Origin of the sequence: Marinobacter sp. HL-58 (genome assembly GCF_001314605.1) — a bacterium.
Taxonomy (GTDB): domain Bacteria; phylum Pseudomonadota; class Gammaproteobacteria; order Pseudomonadales; family Oleiphilaceae; genus Marinobacter.
Genome location: NZ_LIHP01000016.1, coordinates 416,080 through 434,549 on the forward strand (window position 1 = coordinate 416,080; position 18,470 = coordinate 434,549).

The 18,470-nt window shown below is 58.1% G+C and carries 20 protein-coding genes; 13 read left to right on the forward strand and 7 right to left on the reverse strand.

Translation table 11 applies throughout. The annotated features are described in order from the left end of the window. The first annotated feature begins 17 nt into the window (after nucleotides 1-17). A complete protein-coding gene (locus HLUCCO03_RS14390) occupies nucleotides 18-824 on the forward strand; it encodes a lysophospholipid acyltransferase family protein (protein ID WP_027831183.1) in 807 nt (268 codons plus the stop codon). A gap of 2 nt (nucleotides 825-826) precedes the next feature. On the opposite strand, the gene HLUCCO03_RS14395 is transcribed toward HLUCCO03_RS14390, so the two are convergent. The 4 genes from HLUCCO03_RS14395 to HLUCCO03_RS14410 form a co-directional block, all read right to left on the reverse strand. Beyond that, nucleotides 827-1,285 carry a peptidylprolyl isomerase gene (locus HLUCCO03_RS14395; RefSeq protein ID WP_027831182.1) on the reverse strand — a complete coding sequence of 153 codons (459 nt, stop codon included), beginning with the start codon at nucleotides 1,283-1,285 and terminating at the stop codon, nucleotides 827-829. Then, nucleotides 1,285-3,492, reverse strand: a complete 2,208-nt coding sequence (locus tag HLUCCO03_RS14400) for an acetyl-CoA hydrolase/transferase C-terminal domain-containing protein (RefSeq protein WP_027831181.1) — start codon at nucleotides 3,490-3,492, stop codon at nucleotides 1,285-1,287. The genes HLUCCO03_RS14395 and HLUCCO03_RS14400 overlap by 1 nt, the downstream gene beginning before the upstream one ends. Before the next feature lie 170 nt (nucleotides 3,493-3,662). Beyond that, nucleotides 3,663-3,977, reverse strand: coding sequence for a hypothetical protein (locus tag HLUCCO03_RS14405; protein ID WP_027831180.1), 315 nt, complete (start codon nucleotides 3,975-3,977; stop codon nucleotides 3,663-3,665). Between the two features lie 276 nt (nucleotides 3,978-4,253). Then, nucleotides 4,254-5,291: an NADP(H)-dependent aldo-keto reductase gene (locus HLUCCO03_RS14410; RefSeq protein WP_027831179.1), complete on the reverse strand. Its 1,038-nt coding sequence runs from the start codon at nucleotides 5,289-5,291 to the stop codon at nucleotides 4,254-4,256. An 88-nt stretch (nucleotides 5,292-5,379) separates the two neighbouring features. Here HLUCCO03_RS14410 and HLUCCO03_RS14415 point away from each other — a divergent pair, with 88 nt between their 5' ends. Further along, complete coding sequence (locus HLUCCO03_RS14415) at nucleotides 5,380-6,627, forward strand: glycosyltransferase family 1 protein (protein ID WP_051603786.1); 1,248 nt, start codon at nucleotides 5,380-5,382, stop codon at nucleotides 6,625-6,627. Beyond that, nucleotides 6,593-7,141: a phosphatase PAP2 family protein gene (locus tag HLUCCO03_RS14420; RefSeq protein ID WP_027831177.1), complete on the forward strand. Its 549-nt coding sequence runs from the start codon at nucleotides 6,593-6,595 to the stop codon at nucleotides 7,139-7,141. The genes HLUCCO03_RS14415 and HLUCCO03_RS14420 overlap by 35 nt, the downstream gene beginning before the upstream one ends. On the opposite strand, the gene HLUCCO03_RS14425 is transcribed toward HLUCCO03_RS14420, so the two are convergent. Beyond that, nucleotides 7,138-7,845 carry a helix-turn-helix domain-containing protein gene (locus HLUCCO03_RS14425; RefSeq protein WP_027831176.1) on the reverse strand — a complete coding sequence of 236 codons (708 nt, stop codon included), beginning with the start codon at nucleotides 7,843-7,845 and terminating at the stop codon, nucleotides 7,138-7,140. The two genes, HLUCCO03_RS14420 and HLUCCO03_RS14425, sit on opposite strands and share 4 nt — an antisense overlap. A gap of 188 nt (nucleotides 7,846-8,033) precedes the next feature. Between HLUCCO03_RS14425 and HLUCCO03_RS14430 the strand changes: the two genes are divergently transcribed. Then, a complete protein-coding gene (locus HLUCCO03_RS14430) occupies nucleotides 8,034-9,530 on the forward strand; it encodes an FAD-dependent oxidoreductase (RefSeq protein ID WP_051603785.1) in 1,497 nt (498 codons plus the stop codon). A 35-nt stretch (nucleotides 9,531-9,565) separates the two neighbouring features. Here the strand turns inward: HLUCCO03_RS14430 and dinB are convergent, their stop codons facing one another. After that, nucleotides 9,566-10,630: a DNA polymerase IV gene (gene dinB, locus HLUCCO03_RS14435; RefSeq protein ID WP_027831175.1), complete on the reverse strand. Its 1,065-nt coding sequence runs from the start codon at nucleotides 10,628-10,630 to the stop codon at nucleotides 9,566-9,568. Nucleotides 10,631-10,744: 114 nt separating this feature from the next. Here dinB and HLUCCO03_RS14440 point away from each other — a divergent pair, with 114 nt between their 5' ends. The 9 genes from HLUCCO03_RS14440 (at nucleotide 10,745) to HLUCCO03_RS14480 (ending at nucleotide 18,034) form a co-directional block, all read left to right on the forward strand. Beyond that, complete coding sequence (locus HLUCCO03_RS14440) at nucleotides 10,745-11,026, forward strand: DUF1244 domain-containing protein (RefSeq protein WP_027831174.1); 282 nt, start codon at nucleotides 10,745-10,747, stop codon at nucleotides 11,024-11,026. After that, nucleotides 11,023-11,412: a HopJ type III effector protein gene (locus tag HLUCCO03_RS14445; protein ID WP_027831173.1), complete on the forward strand. Its 390-nt coding sequence runs from the start codon at nucleotides 11,023-11,025 to the stop codon at nucleotides 11,410-11,412. The genes HLUCCO03_RS14440 and HLUCCO03_RS14445 overlap by 4 nt, the downstream gene beginning before the upstream one ends. Continuing rightward, a complete protein-coding gene (gene minC / locus HLUCCO03_RS14450) occupies nucleotides 11,409-12,173 on the forward strand; it encodes a septum site-determining protein MinC (RefSeq protein ID WP_027831172.1) in 765 nt (254 codons plus the stop codon). The genes HLUCCO03_RS14445 and minC overlap by 4 nt, the downstream gene beginning before the upstream one ends. 65 nt (nucleotides 12,174-12,238) lie before the next feature. Next, complete coding sequence (minD, locus tag HLUCCO03_RS14455; protein WP_027831171.1) at nucleotides 12,239-13,051, forward strand: septum site-determining protein MinD; 813 nt, start codon at nucleotides 12,239-12,241, stop codon at nucleotides 13,049-13,051. A gap of 3 nt (nucleotides 13,052-13,054) precedes the next feature. Beyond that, nucleotides 13,055-13,309 (forward strand): cell division topological specificity factor MinE, encoded by a 255-nt coding sequence (gene minE, locus HLUCCO03_RS14460; RefSeq protein WP_027831170.1) that lies wholly within the window; start codon nucleotides 13,055-13,057, stop codon nucleotides 13,307-13,309. Between the two features lie 200 nt (nucleotides 13,310-13,509). Further along, nucleotides 13,510-14,256 carry an START domain-containing protein gene (locus tag HLUCCO03_RS14465; protein ID WP_027831169.1) on the forward strand — a complete coding sequence of 249 codons (747 nt, stop codon included), beginning with the start codon at nucleotides 13,510-13,512 and terminating at the stop codon, nucleotides 14,254-14,256. 58 nt (nucleotides 14,257-14,314) lie between these two features. Continuing rightward, nucleotides 14,315-14,806 (forward strand): CBS domain-containing protein, encoded by a 492-nt coding sequence (locus HLUCCO03_RS14470; protein ID WP_027831168.1) that lies wholly within the window; start codon nucleotides 14,315-14,317, stop codon nucleotides 14,804-14,806. A gap of 50 nt (nucleotides 14,807-14,856) precedes the next feature. Further along, entirely contained in the window at nucleotides 14,857-16,212 is a 1,356-nt protein-coding gene (locus HLUCCO03_RS14475) for a PhoH family protein (RefSeq protein ID WP_051603784.1), read from the forward strand. A gap of 169 nt (nucleotides 16,213-16,381) precedes the next feature. Continuing rightward, nucleotides 16,382-18,034: a diguanylate cyclase gene (locus tag HLUCCO03_RS14480; protein ID WP_051603783.1), complete on the forward strand. Its 1,653-nt coding sequence runs from the start codon at nucleotides 16,382-16,384 to the stop codon at nucleotides 18,032-18,034. Nucleotides 18,035-18,044: 10 nt separating this feature from the next. Here HLUCCO03_RS14480 and HLUCCO03_RS14485 read toward each other — a convergent pair whose 3' ends face one another. Then, on the reverse strand, nucleotides 18,045-18,470 hold the full coding sequence (locus HLUCCO03_RS14485) for a secondary thiamine-phosphate synthase enzyme YjbQ (protein ID WP_027831166.1): 426 nt from the start codon (nucleotides 18,468-18,470) through the stop codon (nucleotides 18,045-18,047).

Below are 18,470 nucleotides of genomic sequence, written 5' to 3' on the forward strand. Positions count from 1 at the left end.
GACCCGGAGAACCGGCTATGGAACTGATACGTCTGACTGCAAGGCTCACCCTGTTCAGCGGATTTCTCGGCCTGACGGCAACACTTGCAGGGTGCGTGCTGATGGCGGAAACCCTGTTACGCCGCCGGATCGACCGGGCACCCATTGCCCGACTCTGCTTCGCGGGTGCGAGCCGTTGCCTCGGGTTCCGGATTTCCGGACAAGGCTCGTTCAGCGACAGGCCCGTGCTTTATGTCAGTAATCACATTTCCTGGTCAGATATCCCGGTGCTCGGAGGCATGGTGCCACTGCGCTTCCTGTCCAAGGCGGAAGTGGGCCGCTGGCCGTTGATTGGCTGGCTTGCGCAGCAAGCCGGCACCCTGTTTATTCAGCGGGGCAGTGGCAAGGCCGGCCAGTCACGACGGGAAATCGCCCACACCCTCAAAAGGGGCCAATCGGTACTGGTATTTCCCGAAGGCACGACCACTGCAGGCGTGACAGTCCTGCCGTTCCACAGCCGCCTGCTTCACGCCGCGGCGGACGCCGGCGTGGATATACAGCCCATCAGCATTGCCTACCTGCGGGACGGACGGCCGGATCATCTGGCACCGTTTATCGGTGATGATGAATTCCATCATCACCTGGTTCGCATGCTCCGCCAGCCAGCGGTTGAAGTGGGTGTGATCGCTCATCCTGTGGTGACTCTGGACGGAAACCGCGATGCGGGGGAACTGGCCCGGGAAATACAGCAAACGGTTCTGGAGGGTGTCAGGACTATCCAGGCGGGGCGCCTGTCAGACCGGGAACCCTCCGGGCCAACTGCAGTGGCCGACCCGGGGGTGTAAGCTCAGCTCAGAGGGTGGCCGGCGTTGATTTCTTCTTCCGTCGCCTCGCGCTTGCCAATGATTTCCAGATCAAAATACAGGGTAAAGCCCGCCAGAGGATGGTTGGCATCCACCCTGACCAGGTTGCCATCGATACCCACCACCTGCACCACCTGGGCGGCATCACCGGTGTTGGTCTGGAATTTCATGCCGACGTGCAGATTCTCGACCCCCTCGAACATCGACCGGGGCACTTTACGAACCAGCTCCGGATTGTGTTCCCCGTAGGCCATGGCAGGCGGCACCGTCACTTCCAGGCAATCTCCCACATTTCGATCTTTCACCGCCTTCTGGATGCCCTCAATGATTTCCGGGCTACCTTCCAGGAAGTGAAGCGGCTCGCTGCCTTCGGAGGTGTCGACCAGTTCTCCCAGCTTGTTCTTGAGCACATAATGTACGGTAAATACGGCAGGTTTTTGCATCAGGCAGTACTTTTTCCTTTGTCCGGTGTGTCTGTCAGGTTCAGGCCATGGATGACCAGACGCTGATCCAGCCTGGCTTTCAGCCCCCTGGGTTTGTCCAGGCTCATACGCTCCAGCAGCGACTGATAACGCCCCTGATCATCCTTCGCTTTCGCAGCGCGCCACAAAGTCGCCAGTTTACCACGCCGAGTCGCTGTTGCGGCCTTCAGGGTTTTCAGAGCCTTGCCCAGCCGCAACTCTTCATCCGTAAAGTCCCGGCCAAACGGGAAAGGAGGAAAGACATCCTGGTCACCGGCAGCCCTGATGGCAGCCTGAATGGCTTCCGGCGTGTTGTTGCACCACTCCGGTGGCAGGCGGAATGCTGAATCCACCTTTCCGGCCTTCTGGGCCTGCTTCAAAAGGTCCTGCTGGAAGCGGGAGTCCGCAATGCGGATCAGGCGCAGATAAACCTGCTCATCGGACTGGCCACGGAGATCCGCTATCCCGTACTCGGTGATCACGATATCCCGAAGGTGGCGGGGAATGGTGCAGTGGCCATAGCTGAACACAATGTTGGAAAGCGTTTTGCCGTGGGACTTGCGGGTACTGCGAAGGGTCAGGATCGAGCGCGCACCCGGCAGTTCATGGGCCATGGCCACAAAGTTGTACTGGCCGCCCACACCACTGACCACACGACCGTCATCCAGCCCGTCAGACACCGCCGCCCCGTTCAGGGTATACATCATCGCCGAGTTGACGAAACGGCTATGGACCCGCTGTGCAACCTTCAGGCGCTGGTTGCCGAAAGCGTGGTCGTACAGGTGGTTGATGTAATTCACACTGGTCATGCAGATGCGCCGACGATTCTCCGGAGAAAGATCCCGCAGGCGCTGGTAGAACTGCTCGGGGCCGACATAGAAGCCCCCGTGCATGACAATACCCCCGGCCAGGCGCTCACCCAGGGCCAGGCTCTCTATTGCCTGCCGGGCGTCCTGGATGTCCAGGTCCGGATCAAGTGACTGCTCGCCAATTCGCAGACGCCCGCCCTTGAACTCGACTTCCTGATGGAAAATGCCATATCGGCGGAGCCAGTCCACGTCCCGTGAACGCAAGGGGGAGTCGATCAGTTTTTTACGGCGCAGTACATCCAGGGTGTCGAGTGAGACTCCATGAGTCAGCTCGCCCCTGTTGATGAGTTCCTGCAGCCCTGCATGACCAAACACCTCACGGGTGAGCACCCCGGCTTCCAGCAGGTATATGAACCCGTCCACCATCATTTCACTGCAACCGTAAAGACCCTCGGTAAAGGTATCGGTACCGCCATATTCGTTCACCACCGGAAAACGCTCGGCCACTTTGAGGTGGTCGAACACCTTTTTCCAGTGATCGTTGTCCTGGTGTCGCAGAATGGCACTGTGAACCAGGGCAGCGCCCAGTGACCCGATACCTACCTGCAGGGTACCCCCGTCCTTCAGCAATGCGCTGGCGTAGAATCCGATCAGGTGATCCTCGGGGCTTACTGCCATCTGCGGGGCCGAGAACAGGGGGTAATCGGACCCGGAATCTTCAAGGACGATATCGAAACTGCCCTGCTCCACCGCCGCATCATTGCCCATATAGGGCAGATGCTGGTTGGTCTCGCCGACAATCGCTATTGCGGTTCCCGACTGTTCCTGTTTCCTCAGCAATGGAATCAGATCCAGGGTCAGGTCGGGATTACAGCTCAGGCTGAAATAACCTTCCTGCGACGGCTCTGTCGGCGGCGCCACCATCTGGGCAACCACATTGACGCCGGTCGCCAGCAGATCCCGAACCGCGTGGGTGTAGTTGGTGCAGACGTAGTTGCGCTGCTGGGTGTCGTTGTGGAGAAAGGACCCCGCCTTGAAGAAAAATTCGGACACCGTCACGTTGTCCGGCAGCTTGTGGCGGATAACGTCCCGGGCATACTCAAGATCCGGAATCCGTCCATAAAGCCGCTCGGAAAACGGCCCCATGAAACGTTTTTCGAGCGACGAGCTTCCACCCGGGGCCGTCAGGGAAAGGGCGGTGACGATATGCAACTGAATGGATGAATCTTCCCTTGCACGCTGGTACAGGGCATTCACGAAACGGACGGGTTTGCCAAGCCCCAGGGGCAGGCCAAGGGTGATGTTCTTGCCGACCCGACGGATCAGCTCATCCACGCACTCTGCACTGCTCCCCAGAATTACCGGTTGTTCCTTCGCCATGGCCATACTCCGTTTCTGTGCGTCAAAAGACATTCGACATGGATAATCACATGCGAAAACGCATCAGGCAATGAGCCGGATCATATAAACGGCAGTTAAGGGATATCAGTACGAGGAGGGGTAACCGGAGACAACAATTGGAGCCGGCACAATGCTGGCCAGCTAGTCCGTCAGAAGTTCCATTTGAGGTTGAGACAGGCGCCCTCTTCGAGCAGCGCAATGCCATGGTCCGCCCGGGCAGGGTCGGAAGCGTAGGTCTTGCTGCGGGGGTTGGCACGACTGAAGCCCAGGCTCAGCAGCCGTGAGCCGAGGTTGGTATACATGTCGGTGTCTTCTCGCTCGAAATCGCCGGACATTTCATCCTGAAGCTGGTAAATATCCTCGGCAGGTGTTTCATCGGCAAAAACACGCTCATTGGCTTCAGCACGAACCACGAAAGCGATCATGTTCAGAGCAAGGAGTGCGATGAAAATACGGATAATCATGATGTCTCTGGCGACCTGTTAGCGAAACGGGATTCTACTGTCACGTAATGCTTAAGTCTAATGATTAACGGTCGGAAAGATGTGATCCTGCACACATTGGTGCTGATTTTTTGTCATCAGATCACAATGATTTTGTCAAAAAACCAGCGATTTTTATTGCGGAATGTAAGTAATGCCCCTTACCCCACCCTTTTCTGCCTTTTTTACCCTTTTCGGGAGCGGCCAAGTGATATTTTCCGGGCACAGGGCATTAAATAACCGTAACTCCCTTCGCTGCTATGGACAGGGGTAGGTGTATTCTTCGTTAAGATTTTCTATTTCTTCAAGCACCTCTTCACTCAGTGAAACAGACGCCGAGCCCAGGTTTTCCCGGAGCTGTTCCAGGGTTGTGGCGCCGATGATATTGCTGGTAACGAAATCACGGCTGGTAACATAGGCAAGAGCCATCTGAACCGGAGAAAGGCCGTGGCTGGCCGCCAGATCAACATAGGCACGGGTGGCCTCGGCGCCCCGGCCGCTGGTGTAACGGGTGAAGCGCTCATACAGAGTCAGGCGAGCGCCTTCCGGGCGTTTTCCGTCCAGGTATTTGCCGGAAAGCATACCGAACGCCAGGGGCGAATAAGCCAGCAGACCGACCTGTTCGCGGCAGGCAATTTCAGCCATTCCCACTTCAAAGGTGCGGTTGAGCAGATTGTAGGGGTTCTGGACGCTGGCAATACGGGGCCAGTTACGCTCCCGCGAAAGACGGAGATATTCACTGGTCCCCCAGGGGGTTTCGTTTGAGATCCCGATCTCCCGGACCTTGCCTTCCTTTACCAGTTCGGCCAGTGCAGCCAGGGTTTCTTCAATTGGCGTGGCCTGCTCGTCAGCCTTGTGCCGGTAACCAAGCTTGCCAAAAAAATTGGTGTTCCGGTCCGGCCAGTGCACCTGGTAAAGATCGATATAGTCTGTCTGGAGCCGTCGCAGACTGTCCTCACAGGCCTGGCGTATGTGGTCCCGTGTCAGGCGGGGACCGTTACGCAGGTACGTGAGGCCATTACCAGGCCCCGCCACCTTGGACGCAATCACCAGGTCATCCCTGCGCCCGCGCCTTGCCAGCCAGTTCCCGAGAAAGGTTTCCGTCAGCCCTTGTGTTTCAGGCTTTGGTGGCACGGGGTACATCTCCGCCGCGTCGATGAAATTAATGCCCTCGGCTGTCGCCAGATCCAGTTGTTCGAACGCCTGCTGCTCGCTGTTCTGTTCGCCCCAGGTCATGGTGCCCAGGCAGATCTCACTCACTTCAATACCTGTCCTGCCCAACTTTCGGGTTTTCATACTTCCTCCGGATCCGGTTGATGAAAGGGTAAAGGGATTGTCACGGAAATGTCCCGGAACTGTCATGCCGGATTTTCATAGTAGAAGCATGAAAGAGGACAGCGCAGGAAACACCGTGACCGGAACGCCCCAGGCTTCAGACCGCAGACCTCACATTACCATTGTTTCGGAGACCTTTCCTCCGGAAATCAATGGAGTGGCCAACACCCTCAGATACCTGTGTCTGGGCTTGATGCGGCGTGGGCACAGGGTAACCGTTATCCGGCCGCGCCAGAACAACGAACCGAAAGGCCATTATTCTGAAACCGGCGAATGCCTGTTCTCACAGGAACATGTGGTTACGGGCCTGCCGCTGCCGGGTTACGGGGGGTTGCGGTTCGGAGTTGTCCGCCTGGGCTACCTGGCCTCGCTGTGGCGAAGTCAGCGCCCGGACGCCGTTTATGTGGCCACCCAGGGGCCCCTTGGCGTTGCGGCGGTGACTGCCGCCCGACAGGCCGGCATACCGGTCAGTTCTGGCTTCCACACCAATTTTCACGCCTACAGCCACTATTACGGCGCCGGTTTCCTGGAAAAACTGCTGTGCGGATACGGCCGCTGGTTCCATAACCGGACTTCGGTAACCCTGGTCCCGACCCGGAAAGTGGCTGCAACCACCGCCAGCATGGGCATCCATCCCACCTCGGTGTGGAGCCGCGGCGTTGACTGTCATCGCTTCTCTCCCCACAAGCGGGACGTGGCACTCCGGCAACAATGGGGCCTGCAATCCAAAGACCGGGCGGTACTCTACGTGGGCCGGCTGGCAGCAGAAAAAAACCTGCAGATGGCAGTGTCCTGTTACGAGCGCATTCGCGGGCTGCATCCCGGAGCAAAATTCATCCTGGTTGGCGACGGGCCCATGGCAAAGCGCCTGGCCGAACGCCACCCGGACTATATCTTCGCCGGAACCCGCAAGGGAGAGGACCTTGCCCGGCATTATGCGTCCGGAGATATCTTCCTGTTTCCCAGCAAAACCGACACCTTTGGCAATGTGGTGACTGAAGCCATGGCCAGCGGCCTGGCTGTCGTCGCCTATGATGACGCGGCCGCCAGTGAACACATCCGCCACGAAGAAAATGGCATGAAAGCCCCGCTGGGTGTAGACGAAGCGTTTGTAGACCATGCCCTGCGGCTGGTCGATCAGCCAACGCTGATGAACAGAATCCGTGCCCAGGCCCGCCTGGATGCCCTTGACCTGAACTGGGCGGCGCAAATCGAGCAGTTCGAGCATCTGATACTCAACCAGCCACAAAGGACTCCCTACAATGCCCTCGACAAGCAAGGCATCTCGCTTCTTTGATCTGGTGGATCAGAGAGAATTCGCGCTCTGTCAGTCCATCAACCGGACATTGAGGTTCCGCCCGGTCCACGGCTACTTTCAGGTGGTGAGCCGGCTGGGTGACGGCTGGCTCTGGTATCTGGTCATTCTGACCATCCCCCTGCTGCGGCCACAGGACGGGCTGGCCATCGCACTGCTGATGGTTGCCACCGGCCTCACCTGCACCATTGCCTACAAGCTGCTGAAACGCTGGCTGATCCGCGAGCGACCGTTCATTTCCTTTCCCAGCATCAACTGCGGCACGCCGCCTCTGGACCGCTACAGCTTTCCGTCCGGCCACACCCTTCACGCCGTGTGCTTCAACACCGTCCTGGCCATGACCATACCGGAGCTGGCCTGGCTGTTGCTGCCGTTTACGCTCAGCGTTGCTGCCTCCAGAGTGGTTCTGGGGCTACACTATCCCAGTGATGTCGCCGCTGGTGCGCTGATTGGGGGTGCCCTGGGCCTGGTCACGGCCCAAATCGCCGTGATCTAGTTGGGGGATACCTGCTTGGCGACTCCGGCAAAGTGACTGAGGCCAAGCCACTTTTGCATAGTGGCCCGCAGTTCACGGGGACCCAGCAGCTTCAACAGGTTATCGTGCAATGCCGACTCCACCGTTTCAATGCCCATCCAGATGGCGGTCATGGTGCGCAGATCGGTAACCACATAAAGGTCGACTTCGTGCCCCGGATCGATCTGGCACAGGTCCACGAGCCCATCCTCTTCGCCATTATCATTATCGATCACCAGCCACCACCTGGCCTGGCCATGGGTGACATCCTGGTACAAAAACTGAACTGTTATACGACGGGCCGGTAGGGGCGCAGGGTTGAGGTTACGCCGCATGTCCCACATCAACAGGGACGGGTCGAGGTTTTTCAGGGACAACTGGGATTCCAGCCAACGCTGCCCCCAACTCCCCATCGCCATGATAACAGGGCGCAATTCATCGCCAGCCTCCGTCAGCGTGTAGCCCTGGCCCTCCTTACCGCCCCGCGCTACCAGGCCCAGATCCTCGAGCTCCACCAGACGTTTCGACAACAGTGCCGGTGAGATCCGGGGTAGTCCTCTGCGCAGGTCATTGAAACGGTGACTCCCACAGAGCAACTCCCGCAGGATCAGTATCGTCCAGCGGCTACCCAGTACCTCAGCGGCCATGGCAACCGGACAGAACTGGCCGTATCCTCGCTCTGCCATTATCCCACCCTCCGGTCAGGAGAAACGGTTCATTTCCTATACTTGTTTCATATTACTCGAACATGGGACATTGGCAATCGACGCCGCGCGGTTTTTGCCACTATTGAAAAATGTGGAGGAACCATCATGGATACCCTTAAATTTCTCGCCATTAGCGCCCTGGGGCATCAGCTATGTGGGGGACGAGGATGACCCACGTAACCGGTAACCGGGTCGCAGTGATAGGCGGCGGTGTCGCCGGGCTTGTCAGTGCAAAGGTTTTGATGCAGGACGGGTTCGACGTAACCATGTTCGAGAAGGCCCCCACCCCCGGTGGAGTATGGAGCGAATCCCGGGCCTACCCGGGCCTGCGGACCAACAACCCGAGGGAAACCTACGCTTTCTCGGACTTCGCTTACCCGGAGGGCACCGCTGAATTTCCCACTGCTGCGGAGGTCCGCCGATACCTCGACGCCTATGCCCGGCATTTCGGGCTTACGCCGCATATCCGCTGCATGACTGAGGTCACTTTGGTCGAAACGCTCGGAGGACGCGCCGACAGAGAACAACGCAGGTACCGGCTCACCCTTCGCCGCCACAATGGGCAGCAACCGGCAGAAGATACATACCATGCCGATCGCGTAGTGGTGTGTAACGGTGTTTTCAACCGGCCCTTTGTGCCTGCGCCAGCTGGGCGGGAGGCCTTTTCCGGGCAATACCTGCATTCAAGCCAACTGGCTCAGGCCAGTATTTCTCCCGGCAACCGAGTCGTTGTAGTGGGAGGGGGCAAGTCGGCACTGGACTGTGCACTGGCCGCCAGCGACCAGGGAGCCCTCTGCACCCTGGTATGCCGGCGACCACACTGGATGCTGCCCAGATACTTCGGCGCCCGGCTGCGGGTAGACAAGGTGCTGTTTACCCGCTTTTCGGAACTGCTGCTGCCAGCCTATTATCGCGCAGGCCGGGTCGAACGAGCGTTAAGGTGGACCGCCTCGCCCCTGCTGAAGCTGTTGTGGAAACTGCAAAGCCGCAAAACCATCAAACTGGCCGGCATCCCACCCGCCATGGTGCCAGAGGCGCCGCTGCCCAGTGGTATCGAAAATATTGGCATCGGGGAAGCTTTCTACCAGGCGATGAAGGCCGGGCGAATCACCGTGCGCAGAAGTGGTATGGCGGCATTCACCGGCGGAACCCGCATCCTGCTTGACAACGGAGACCATCTGGACGCCGACCTTGTGGTATTTGCCACCGGCTGGCGACAGGATACGAGCCTGCTGTCTACCCAACTGCGCCGGCGGATACAGCGTAATGGGTCATTTCAGCTCTACCGCCATATCCTGCCACCGGAAGAACCAAATCTGGGGTTTGTTGGCTATGCCTCTTCCAGTGCCTGCCCGATGACGTCGGAACTGGCCGCCCACTGGCTTTCCCAGCATTTCCGCGGCGAGCTGACATTACCGGACGTGCCCACCATGAAGGAGGAAATAGAACGGGTAAGACGGTGGAGCGGGTCTGTGTTCCCTGCCCGAAAGGAAGGTTACTTTATAGGTGCCTATATCGCCCATTATGCCGACGAGTTGCTTGGCGACATGGGGTTGCGCCAGAAGCGCGCACCTTTGCTTCGGGAATATTTTGCACCTTTCTGGCCCCATCGATACCAGAATCTGGCACGTGAGCGCCAGCAGGCCCGCGGCAAACGCCACTGAAGGTTCCATTACCCAAGCCTTTGGGCACGGAACGCTCAGTCAAACAATCGCAACTGCATAACCGGCGACTCGTCGCTGCGAAACCTAACCCCCAGCCCCAGCAAACGGACGGGACGTTCGGTATTGGTCACCAGTTCGTCCAGCAACGGCTGGTAATCTTCCAGTGCCGGCGACTGGATCTGGTCTCTGACCCGCTCCAGGGTGTGGGTGGAAAAGTCGCTGTAACGGATCTTGATAAACAGCTTGTGGATAGGCTTGCGGCCTGCCTTGCGGCTGAGCCTCAGGTTCAGGTCTGCTACCAGCGAGGCCATCACCGATTCGCAGGCACGTTTGTCCGGCAGGTCCTGGGAAAAGGTGCGCTCCACGCTGACGGACTTGGCGATACGGGAGACCACCACTTCGCGGTTGTCGCGCCCGAAGGCCATTTCCCACAGCCGGTACCCCTGCTTCCCGAATTTATCCAGCAGGGTCTGTGGCGGAATCTGCTGCAGATCACCACAGGTGGCGACACCCAGGGCATGAAGTTTGCCGGCCGTCACCTGCCCCACTCCAAACAGTTTTTCAACCTTCAGGTCCTGAACAAAACTGTCGACATCCTCCGGACGAATAACAAACAGACCGTCAGGCTTTTTCCAATCGCTGGCAATCTTGGCCAGGAACTTGTTGGGAGCCACCCCGGCGGAAATGGTGATACCCACTTCTTCTTTCACCCGTTGCCGCAGATATTGCGCCATCAGGGTGGCGCTGCCCTTGTGATCAGTCACCTCACTGACATCGAGAAAGGCTTCGTCCAGCGACAGCGGCTCCACCAGGTCGGTCAGTTCCCGTAATATAGCCATCACCTGTTTCGACACCGCCCGGTAGCGGGCCATGTCCGGAGGCACGGTGACCAGCCCCGGACACAGGCGCCGCGCTTCGCCACCGGGCATGGCAGAGCGCACCCCGAAGGCACGGGCCCGGTAGTTACAGGTAGTGACCACACCACGGCCGCCCTCGCCGCCAACGGCCAGCGGAACCTCCGCCAGCGAGGGATCGTCCCGCATCTCCACTGCAGCGTAGAAGCAGTCGCAATCTACATGGATAATCTTGCGCTGGGCCATGGCTCATCAATCGGGTAAATTATCTGTACATATGTACAGCCTTGTATCTTACGGTAACATGCCGAGAATGTCAGGAACTCCAACGACCAACCCCAGACACTGGTGAGAGCAACCATGACAAACCCTATCCCCGAACAATCACAGACCGAAATCGAAGCCGCAGCGTTTCGGAAACTGGTTCGCCATCTACGCGAACACACCGAGGTACAGAATATTGACCTGATGAACCTTGCCAGTTTCTGCCGTAATTGCCTTTCCAAATGGTACCGTGCCGAGGCCGCCGAACGGGGATTCGAGTTGTCCGACCCGGACGCCCGGGAGATTATTTACGGTATGCCCTATGAGGAATGGAAAGCCCGGTACCAGAAGGGCCCGAAGAAGGACCATCATGAATGAACGTAAATGAGGCGGTGCGTATTCATCTGGCATCGGTGGACGCCGGCCATGGCGACTTTAACGACACCCTGGCCCTGGTTGACCGGTTTTTCGAGTATCATCCCACCGGCTTCCACAATGGCCCGCTTTATAATGGCGCCGGGGAGAACGCAGGCTCATGCCGGGTATTTTCACTTGCCCAGCTCTGCAATCTGACCGAGGCCGACACCCTGAAGCTGTTTGCGGAGCATTACCGGCAGGTGCTCGACGACCCTGCGGGCGAAAGCCATGGCAACATCCGGCAGTTTATGGGAACCGGCTGGTCCGGGATTCGCTTCGAAGGGCAGGCACTGCGCAAACGCCCCGCCACCACACAGGACGACACCACGGAAGAGACCCACCCATGAGCGAGACTGCTGTATCCGGGGTAAAACAATGCTTTCAGCTGAAAAGCGCCAGCGTGTCCATGACCGCACTGGAGCTTTATTTCTTTGATGACGCGGAATTCGAGAGCACCCTGCGGGACAAGATCAGCCAGGCTCCCGGCTTCTTCAAGGATATTCCTCTGATCATAAGCCTGGAAAAATACGAGGGCCTGAGCAGCGAACTGGATTTTTTCAAGATGATCGGAACCTGCCGCCGTCACAGCATCCACGTGATCGGTGTACGCGGCGGCAACGATGATCAGCGACGTCTGGCACGGGGGGCCTCACTGGCACTGCTTCCCGGCGGCAACCAGAGGGACCGGGAGATCGATACCGGGCCGGAAACCGAAGCCACAGGGCCCACAGACAGCCCCACACCGCCGACGGTGGAAACTCACAGCGAGCCGGCACCCGCCAGAATCATCAACCAGCCCGTCCGCTCCGGCCAGCAGGTCTATGCCCCGGACGGTGACCTGATTATCCTGGCACCGGTACAGGCCGGGGCCGAGGTGCTGGCCGCAGGCAATATCCACGTCTACGGGCCCCTGCGTGGCCGGGCACTGGCGGGCATTCATGGTGCTGAACATGCAAGGGTATTCTGTCAGTCTCTTGAAGCAGAGCTTGTGTCCATCGCCGGACACTATAAAATCTCCGAAGATCTTCAGGACAACGGCTGGAAAACCGCCGTGCAGATCCAGCTCAGGGATGACCTGCTGGTGGTAACGCCACTGGAGAAGGCCTGATCATAACGTAACGGCCCGTGCAGACGGGAAAGCCGACAAATCCACCGCAAAACAGGAATGCAACCTTGGCTAGAATCATTGTCGTTACCTCAGGAAAAGGTGGCGTAGGTAAAACCACAACCAGCGCCTCCATCAGCACCGGGCTGGCAAAGCGTGGCCACAAGACCGTGGTTATCGATTTTGACGTGGGCCTGCGCAACCTGGATCTCATCATGAACTGCGAGCGCAGGGTGGTGTACGACTTCGTGAACGTGATCCAGGGCGAAGCCACACTGAACCAGGCCCTGATCCGGGACAAGCGGGTCGATACGCTGTATATCCTTCCCGCTTCCCAGACCCGGGAGAAAGAAGCCCTGACCCGGGACGGCGTCGAAAAGGTGATCAACGAACTGTCCGAACGCTTTGACTACATTGTCTGCGACTCCCCTGCCGGTATTGAACACGGTGCCCTGATGGCCCTGTACTACGCGGATGAAGCGGTCGTAGTGACCAATCCCGAAGTATCCTCGGTGCGGGACTCCGACCGCATTCTGGGCATCCTGCAAAGCAAATCCCGCCGCGCAGAAATGGGGCAGGACCCGGTCAAGGAGCACCTGCTGCTGACCCGCTACAATCCGGACCGGGTGGAAAGGGGCGAAATGCTCTCGGTCGCGGACGTGGAGGAAATCCTCGCCATTCCCCTTCTGGGCGTGATTCCGGAATCCCAGATCGTACTGAATGCATCCAACCAGGGGCTTCCGGTGATTCTGGAAGAAGACAGCGACGCCGGGCAGGCCTATGATGATGCTGTTGCCCGTCTGCTGGGTGAGGAGCGCGAGCATCGGTTCATGACATCCCAGAAAAAGGGTTTCTTCTCACGGATGTTCAAGGGGGGCTGACGGATGAGTTTCTTCGACTATTTCAAGAGTAAGAAGAACAATCGCTCCGCCAGTGTTGCCAAGGAGCGCCTGCAGATCATTGTTGCCCATGAACGGGGCCAGCGCGAACAACCGGACTATCTGCCCGCATTGCAGAAAGAACTGCTCGAGGTCATCCGCAAGTACGTTCAGATCAGCGATGATATGGTGCAGGTAGAAGTGGACCGTAACGACAGTTGTTCCGTACTGGAACTGAACGTGACCCTGCCGGAACACTGATCGGTCCCGGACAGTATACGCGCCCCCGGCAGGTCGCCTGCCGGGAGTCGGCTGCCCTTCCGATTCTGCCCATCAATTCAGGCCAAAAGTTACCTTCAGGATTTCAGTCAGTTACCCAGTTCACAATCCCCCGATTACATCCGCATGGCCCACCATAACCCGTGCTAGACTCGCCCGGACAATTCCAAGGATGTGTACCTATGCAGAACCTGAGAGCCCCGGGCACTGGTCGTCGGGCCTGCGCACTGGCCACTTTGCTGATGGCAACCATGGTTTCCGCCATGGTATCAGCCATGGCCCTGGCCGAGCTGCCGGATGAAGAAGCCGAAGGCTGGAGCCTTCGCAAGGAAACCGACAACATCCGGGTATTTACCGTTGATCAGCCCGATTCGAGCTTCAAGGCGTTCAAGGCCGAAGCGGTTCTCGATGTCCCCATCGAAAATATCATGGCGGTGATGGCCAACCCGCAGTCCTGCGTGGAGTGGGTGCACAACTGCTCCGAGTCCTACGCCTTCGGGGATGGTGACTTCCATGATCGCTATGCCTATTCGGTCAATGACATGCCCTGGCCGGTGACAGACCGGGATTACGTCATCCGCATTCACACCCGGGGTGACAGGAACGGCGAGATTGTCATGGACCTCAACGCTATCCCCGAACAGCGGGAGGATGAAAGTGACTATGTTCGCGTGGATAAATCCGACACCCTGTACCGGTTCACTCCCGAAGGCGACCAGACCCGGATGATATGGGTCCAGCATACCGAACCCAACGGATCGATTCCGGGCTGGCTGGTGAACAGCCTGCTGGTGGACATCCCCATCCGATCCATGGAACAGCTGGAGCGGGTTGCCCGCAAAGATCGTTACCAGAACCATGATCTGGTCTACAATGAAAAAGGTGAGCTGCAGGATGTGGTTCGTAAATCCCGATCAGGGGATGACTAGCTGCATTGTTCCAGCTAAGCTCTGATCCAAAGGACCTGTTAACGGAGCCGAATCGTAAATGACCGTTCTCGCTTACGAGATCATGACCCCGAGCATCAAGGCCGTACCGCAGTCATGGACGATGGACCGGCTGGCAAGATTCCTCACCGACAACGAAATTACCGGCAGCCCGGTTACCGATGAAAACGGCGAGATAGTCGGCATTGCCACCCTCAAGGACATCACCGAGTTCCGCTGGAACGCCAGCCGGCCTGAAACCGATACCCGGATGACCCCGGAAGAAGAGCAGGAAGCCCGACGCCTGCGCATGGCCATTTTCGAGGAAATGGGCAAGGTGCCAGTGGAAGTGCGCGATATCATGACCCCCATCGTTTTATCGGTTGACGAGCAGACGCCTGTGCGCGACATTGCCGATATCATGATGCGTGAACACCTGCACCGGATTTTCATCACCAGAGACGAAAAGATCACCGGAATCGTGACCACGTATGACATGCTCAAACTGATCTCCGACCAGGAGCTCACCAACCGCTGTGCCGGGAACGGCTGACCAGAGAGGTATCACACCCTATGCCAAGAGCACCGCAGGCTCGCAGAAAGATGTATGTCCTCGACACCAACGTCCTCATCCACGACCCGAACGCCCTCCTGAACTTTGAAGAACACGATGTCATCATCCCGATGACGGTCCTTGAAGAACTCGACAGCCTCAAATCCGGCAAACAGGCGGTCGCCGCCGACTGCCGCCAGGCCATCCGCAACATCGACAAGCTGCTTGGCGATGCCAGCCCCGGAGAGATCGAGAAAGGCGTTCCCATCGTGCGCGGCAAGAAGGCCGAGCCCCTCGGCGCGCTGTCGATACTGATGAGCACGGAATACCAGGGCAACCATGGCCTGCCGGAGCACCTTAACGACAACAAGATCATCAATACCCTTGCAGCGCTGCAGGAGCGCCACAAGTCCCGGGATATCATCCTGGTGAGCAAGGACATCAACATGCGGCTGAAAGCCCGCGGTTTCGGTGTGGAGGCCCAGGACTACCACAACGACATGCTGCTGGACGACATCGACCTGCTGCCGAAGGGCTACAAGGAGTTCGCCAACTCCTTCTGGGACACCATCGAGAAGGTGGAAACCATCCAGCGGGAAGGCATCACCGAACATATCCTGCGCCGGGAGGGCGACCTGGCGAAACTGACCATCAATGAGTTCGTGATTGACGAGCAGGGTTTTGTCGGCAAGGTGTCCGATCTCAGCGACACCCAGATTGTCATCCGTGACCTGCACCAGCACGACCTGATGAACGAGGAAGTCTGGGGCCTGGTGCCCAGGGATATCTACCAGGCCATTGCCCTGAACCTGCTGCTGGACCCGGACATTCACCTGGTGAACCTGACCGGCTCCGCAGGCTCCGGCAAGACCATCCTGGCCCTGGCCGCCTGCATCGAGATGACTGTGGCCAGCAAGCTCTACAAGCGCATCATTGCCACCCGCAGCACCCAGGGCCTGGATGAGGATATCGGCTTCCTGCCCGGCACCGAAGCCGAAAAAATGGAGCCCTGGCTGGGCGCCATCGTCGACAATCTGGAAGCCCTGCACGAAGACGACGAGAACATGACCGCCAGCGTGGATTACATCCTCAGCAAAGTGCCCCTGCACTTCAAGTCCATGAACTACATCCGCGGTCGCAGCTTCCAGCACAGCCTGATCATCATTGATGAGTCCCAGAACCTGACGCCGCACCAGATCAAGACCATCATCACCCGCGCCGGCAACGGCTCCAAGGTCATCTGCCTGGGCAACCTGGCGCAGATCGACACCCCCTATCTCAGTGCCCTGAGCTCAGGCCTGACCTACATGACCGAACGCTTCAAGAGCTTCCGCCATGGCGGGCATATTCACCTGCAGGGTGTGCCCCGCTCTGTTCTGGCGGAGTATGCGGAGGCGAATCTCTAGAAACCTTCAATCCACAGTTGGGGCGGCTGGCCTTGCCGGCCTCCCAACTGTCAAATCTTGTCCAACGCCTTCCATCCAGGGAAATTACTGTAGAAAATATGATCAGGCCTGGTTATCTCTCCATGCCAGACCAAACCGGATCACCCGCCCGTAAGCAAGGCCCAATGGCATGTCGATTTCAGCAAAAACCACCCTACTGATTCTGCTGATGGGCATTGCGCTGGCACTTTCCGCGTTCTATATCCAGCGAAGCATTATCTTTCCTGCCTTTCATGACATCGAGATTGATTACGCCAAAAACAGCATAGACCGGGTAGTCCGCCGTCTCGAGGCACAGCGGGAAACCATCGATTTTACAACCTACGACTGGTCGGCGTGGAACGACACCTATACGTTTATCCAGACGGGTGACCCGGATTACATCGAATCCAACCTGTACCCGGACACCTTTCTCAACCTGGGGCTCGATGTCGCCCTGTTTCTGAACCTGGACGAGGACCTGGTCTGGGGCAGGGTCTTCGATTTTCCGCCGGAAGGCGAGATCGTTGATCTGACAGATACCTACATTGATGAGTTGCAGGCCCAACTAGCTGACTTCACGGGCAGGATTGATCCTGAGGACGATATTGATGACCAGACTACCAGCGGGATCGTAGAGGTGGATGGCATTCCGGTTCTCTTTACCATGCGACCCATCGTGAAAAGCGATGGTTCAGGCCCGCACAAGGGCTATCTGGTGTTCGGCCAGTTCCTGGATGATGATCTGATTGCCAGGTTTTCGGATCAGATTGTCCAGGACTTCAGCATTGCGCCCGCGCCGGGAACCAGAGCGTCAGACACTTACACGCTCAAAGTGATCGACCAAAGCGCCCTCTCTGCCTCCAAGATCTACAGCATCGAGGGCAAACCAGTCCTGCGGGCTACAGCGGTTCTGCCCCGGACTATCACCGAACTGGGCAGGGACATCACCTACTACGGCGTGGCATTGCTGGTGTTCCTGTGCACGCTTCTCGCGGCAGCATTACTGGCACTGTTTCGCTGGATTGTTATAAAGCCGATCATGAGCCTGAAAGCCGACATTTCCAGCATCTCCAATGCCATGGATTACTCCCTGAGGGCCAATATCAGGAATAACGACGAGATCGGGGCCCTTTCCCGTGAGTTCAATTCCATGCTGGGGGTGATGGAGTCGAACAACTCGGAGCTGCTGAGACTGAATGCCGAGTTGACCTCAAAGCATCAGAAGGTACTTGAGATTCAGGATGAGCTTCAGGCTGCCAATACAGAACTGAGGCGGCTTTCAGAGCACGACCCCCTTACCGGCCTGTCGAACCGGCTGGCCCTGGAAAAGAAGTTCGAGCAGGCGTGGGAAATACTGAGCCGTACCGGCGACCCGCTAACCGTAATGCTTGCGGATATTGACCATTTCAAACTCTACAATGACCGCTACGGGCATCAGGCCGGCGACGAGGCCCTGAAACAGGTTGCAGCTATTCTGGCGGGCGCCATACAGCGGAAATCAGACATGGCGGCCCGCTATGGTGGGGAAGAATTTCTGCTGGTGCTTCCGGGCACGGGCGTGGACGCTGCGATGGATATTGCGGCCGCCATACAGGAACAGATCCGAGCAGCCAATATTGAGCATGATCGCAGCCCTGTCAGACCTTTCCTGACCCTCAGCATCGGAATCGCGTCCGTGGTGCCCAACAGTGACCTGACGATGGATGACCTGGTCAGCGCCGCGGACACGGCCCTTTACAGGGTCAAGGCTAGCGGCAGAAACAGTATCGCCTGTGAGCCGGTCGGCACAACGGTGCGCTAACAGCAGCGCTTTACCATCGCCCCTGCAACGTAGCCACGATCCTTCGGCCGCCGGCATTGTCCCGGTGTTCACAGAGGTAGATACCCTGCCAGGTACCCAACGCCAGGTGGCCATCGCTCACAGGGATCGTCAGGGAAGGGCCTACAAGAACACTCTTTATATGGGCGGGCATGTCATCCGGCCCTTCGGTGATGTGCTCATAGTAGGGTGCATTCTCCGGAACCATCACATTGAAATGCCGCTCCAGGTCTCCGCGCACGTCCGGGTCGGCATTTTCGTTGATGGCCAGCGACGCGGACGTATGCTGGATGAACAGATGCAGGAGCCCCACCTGGCAATTCTGAAGATCAGGCGCCCGGGCGAGGATTTCATTGGTCACCAGGTGAAAGCCCCGCGGCAGGGGCGCGAGCTCGATAAAAGTCTGATCCCAGATCAT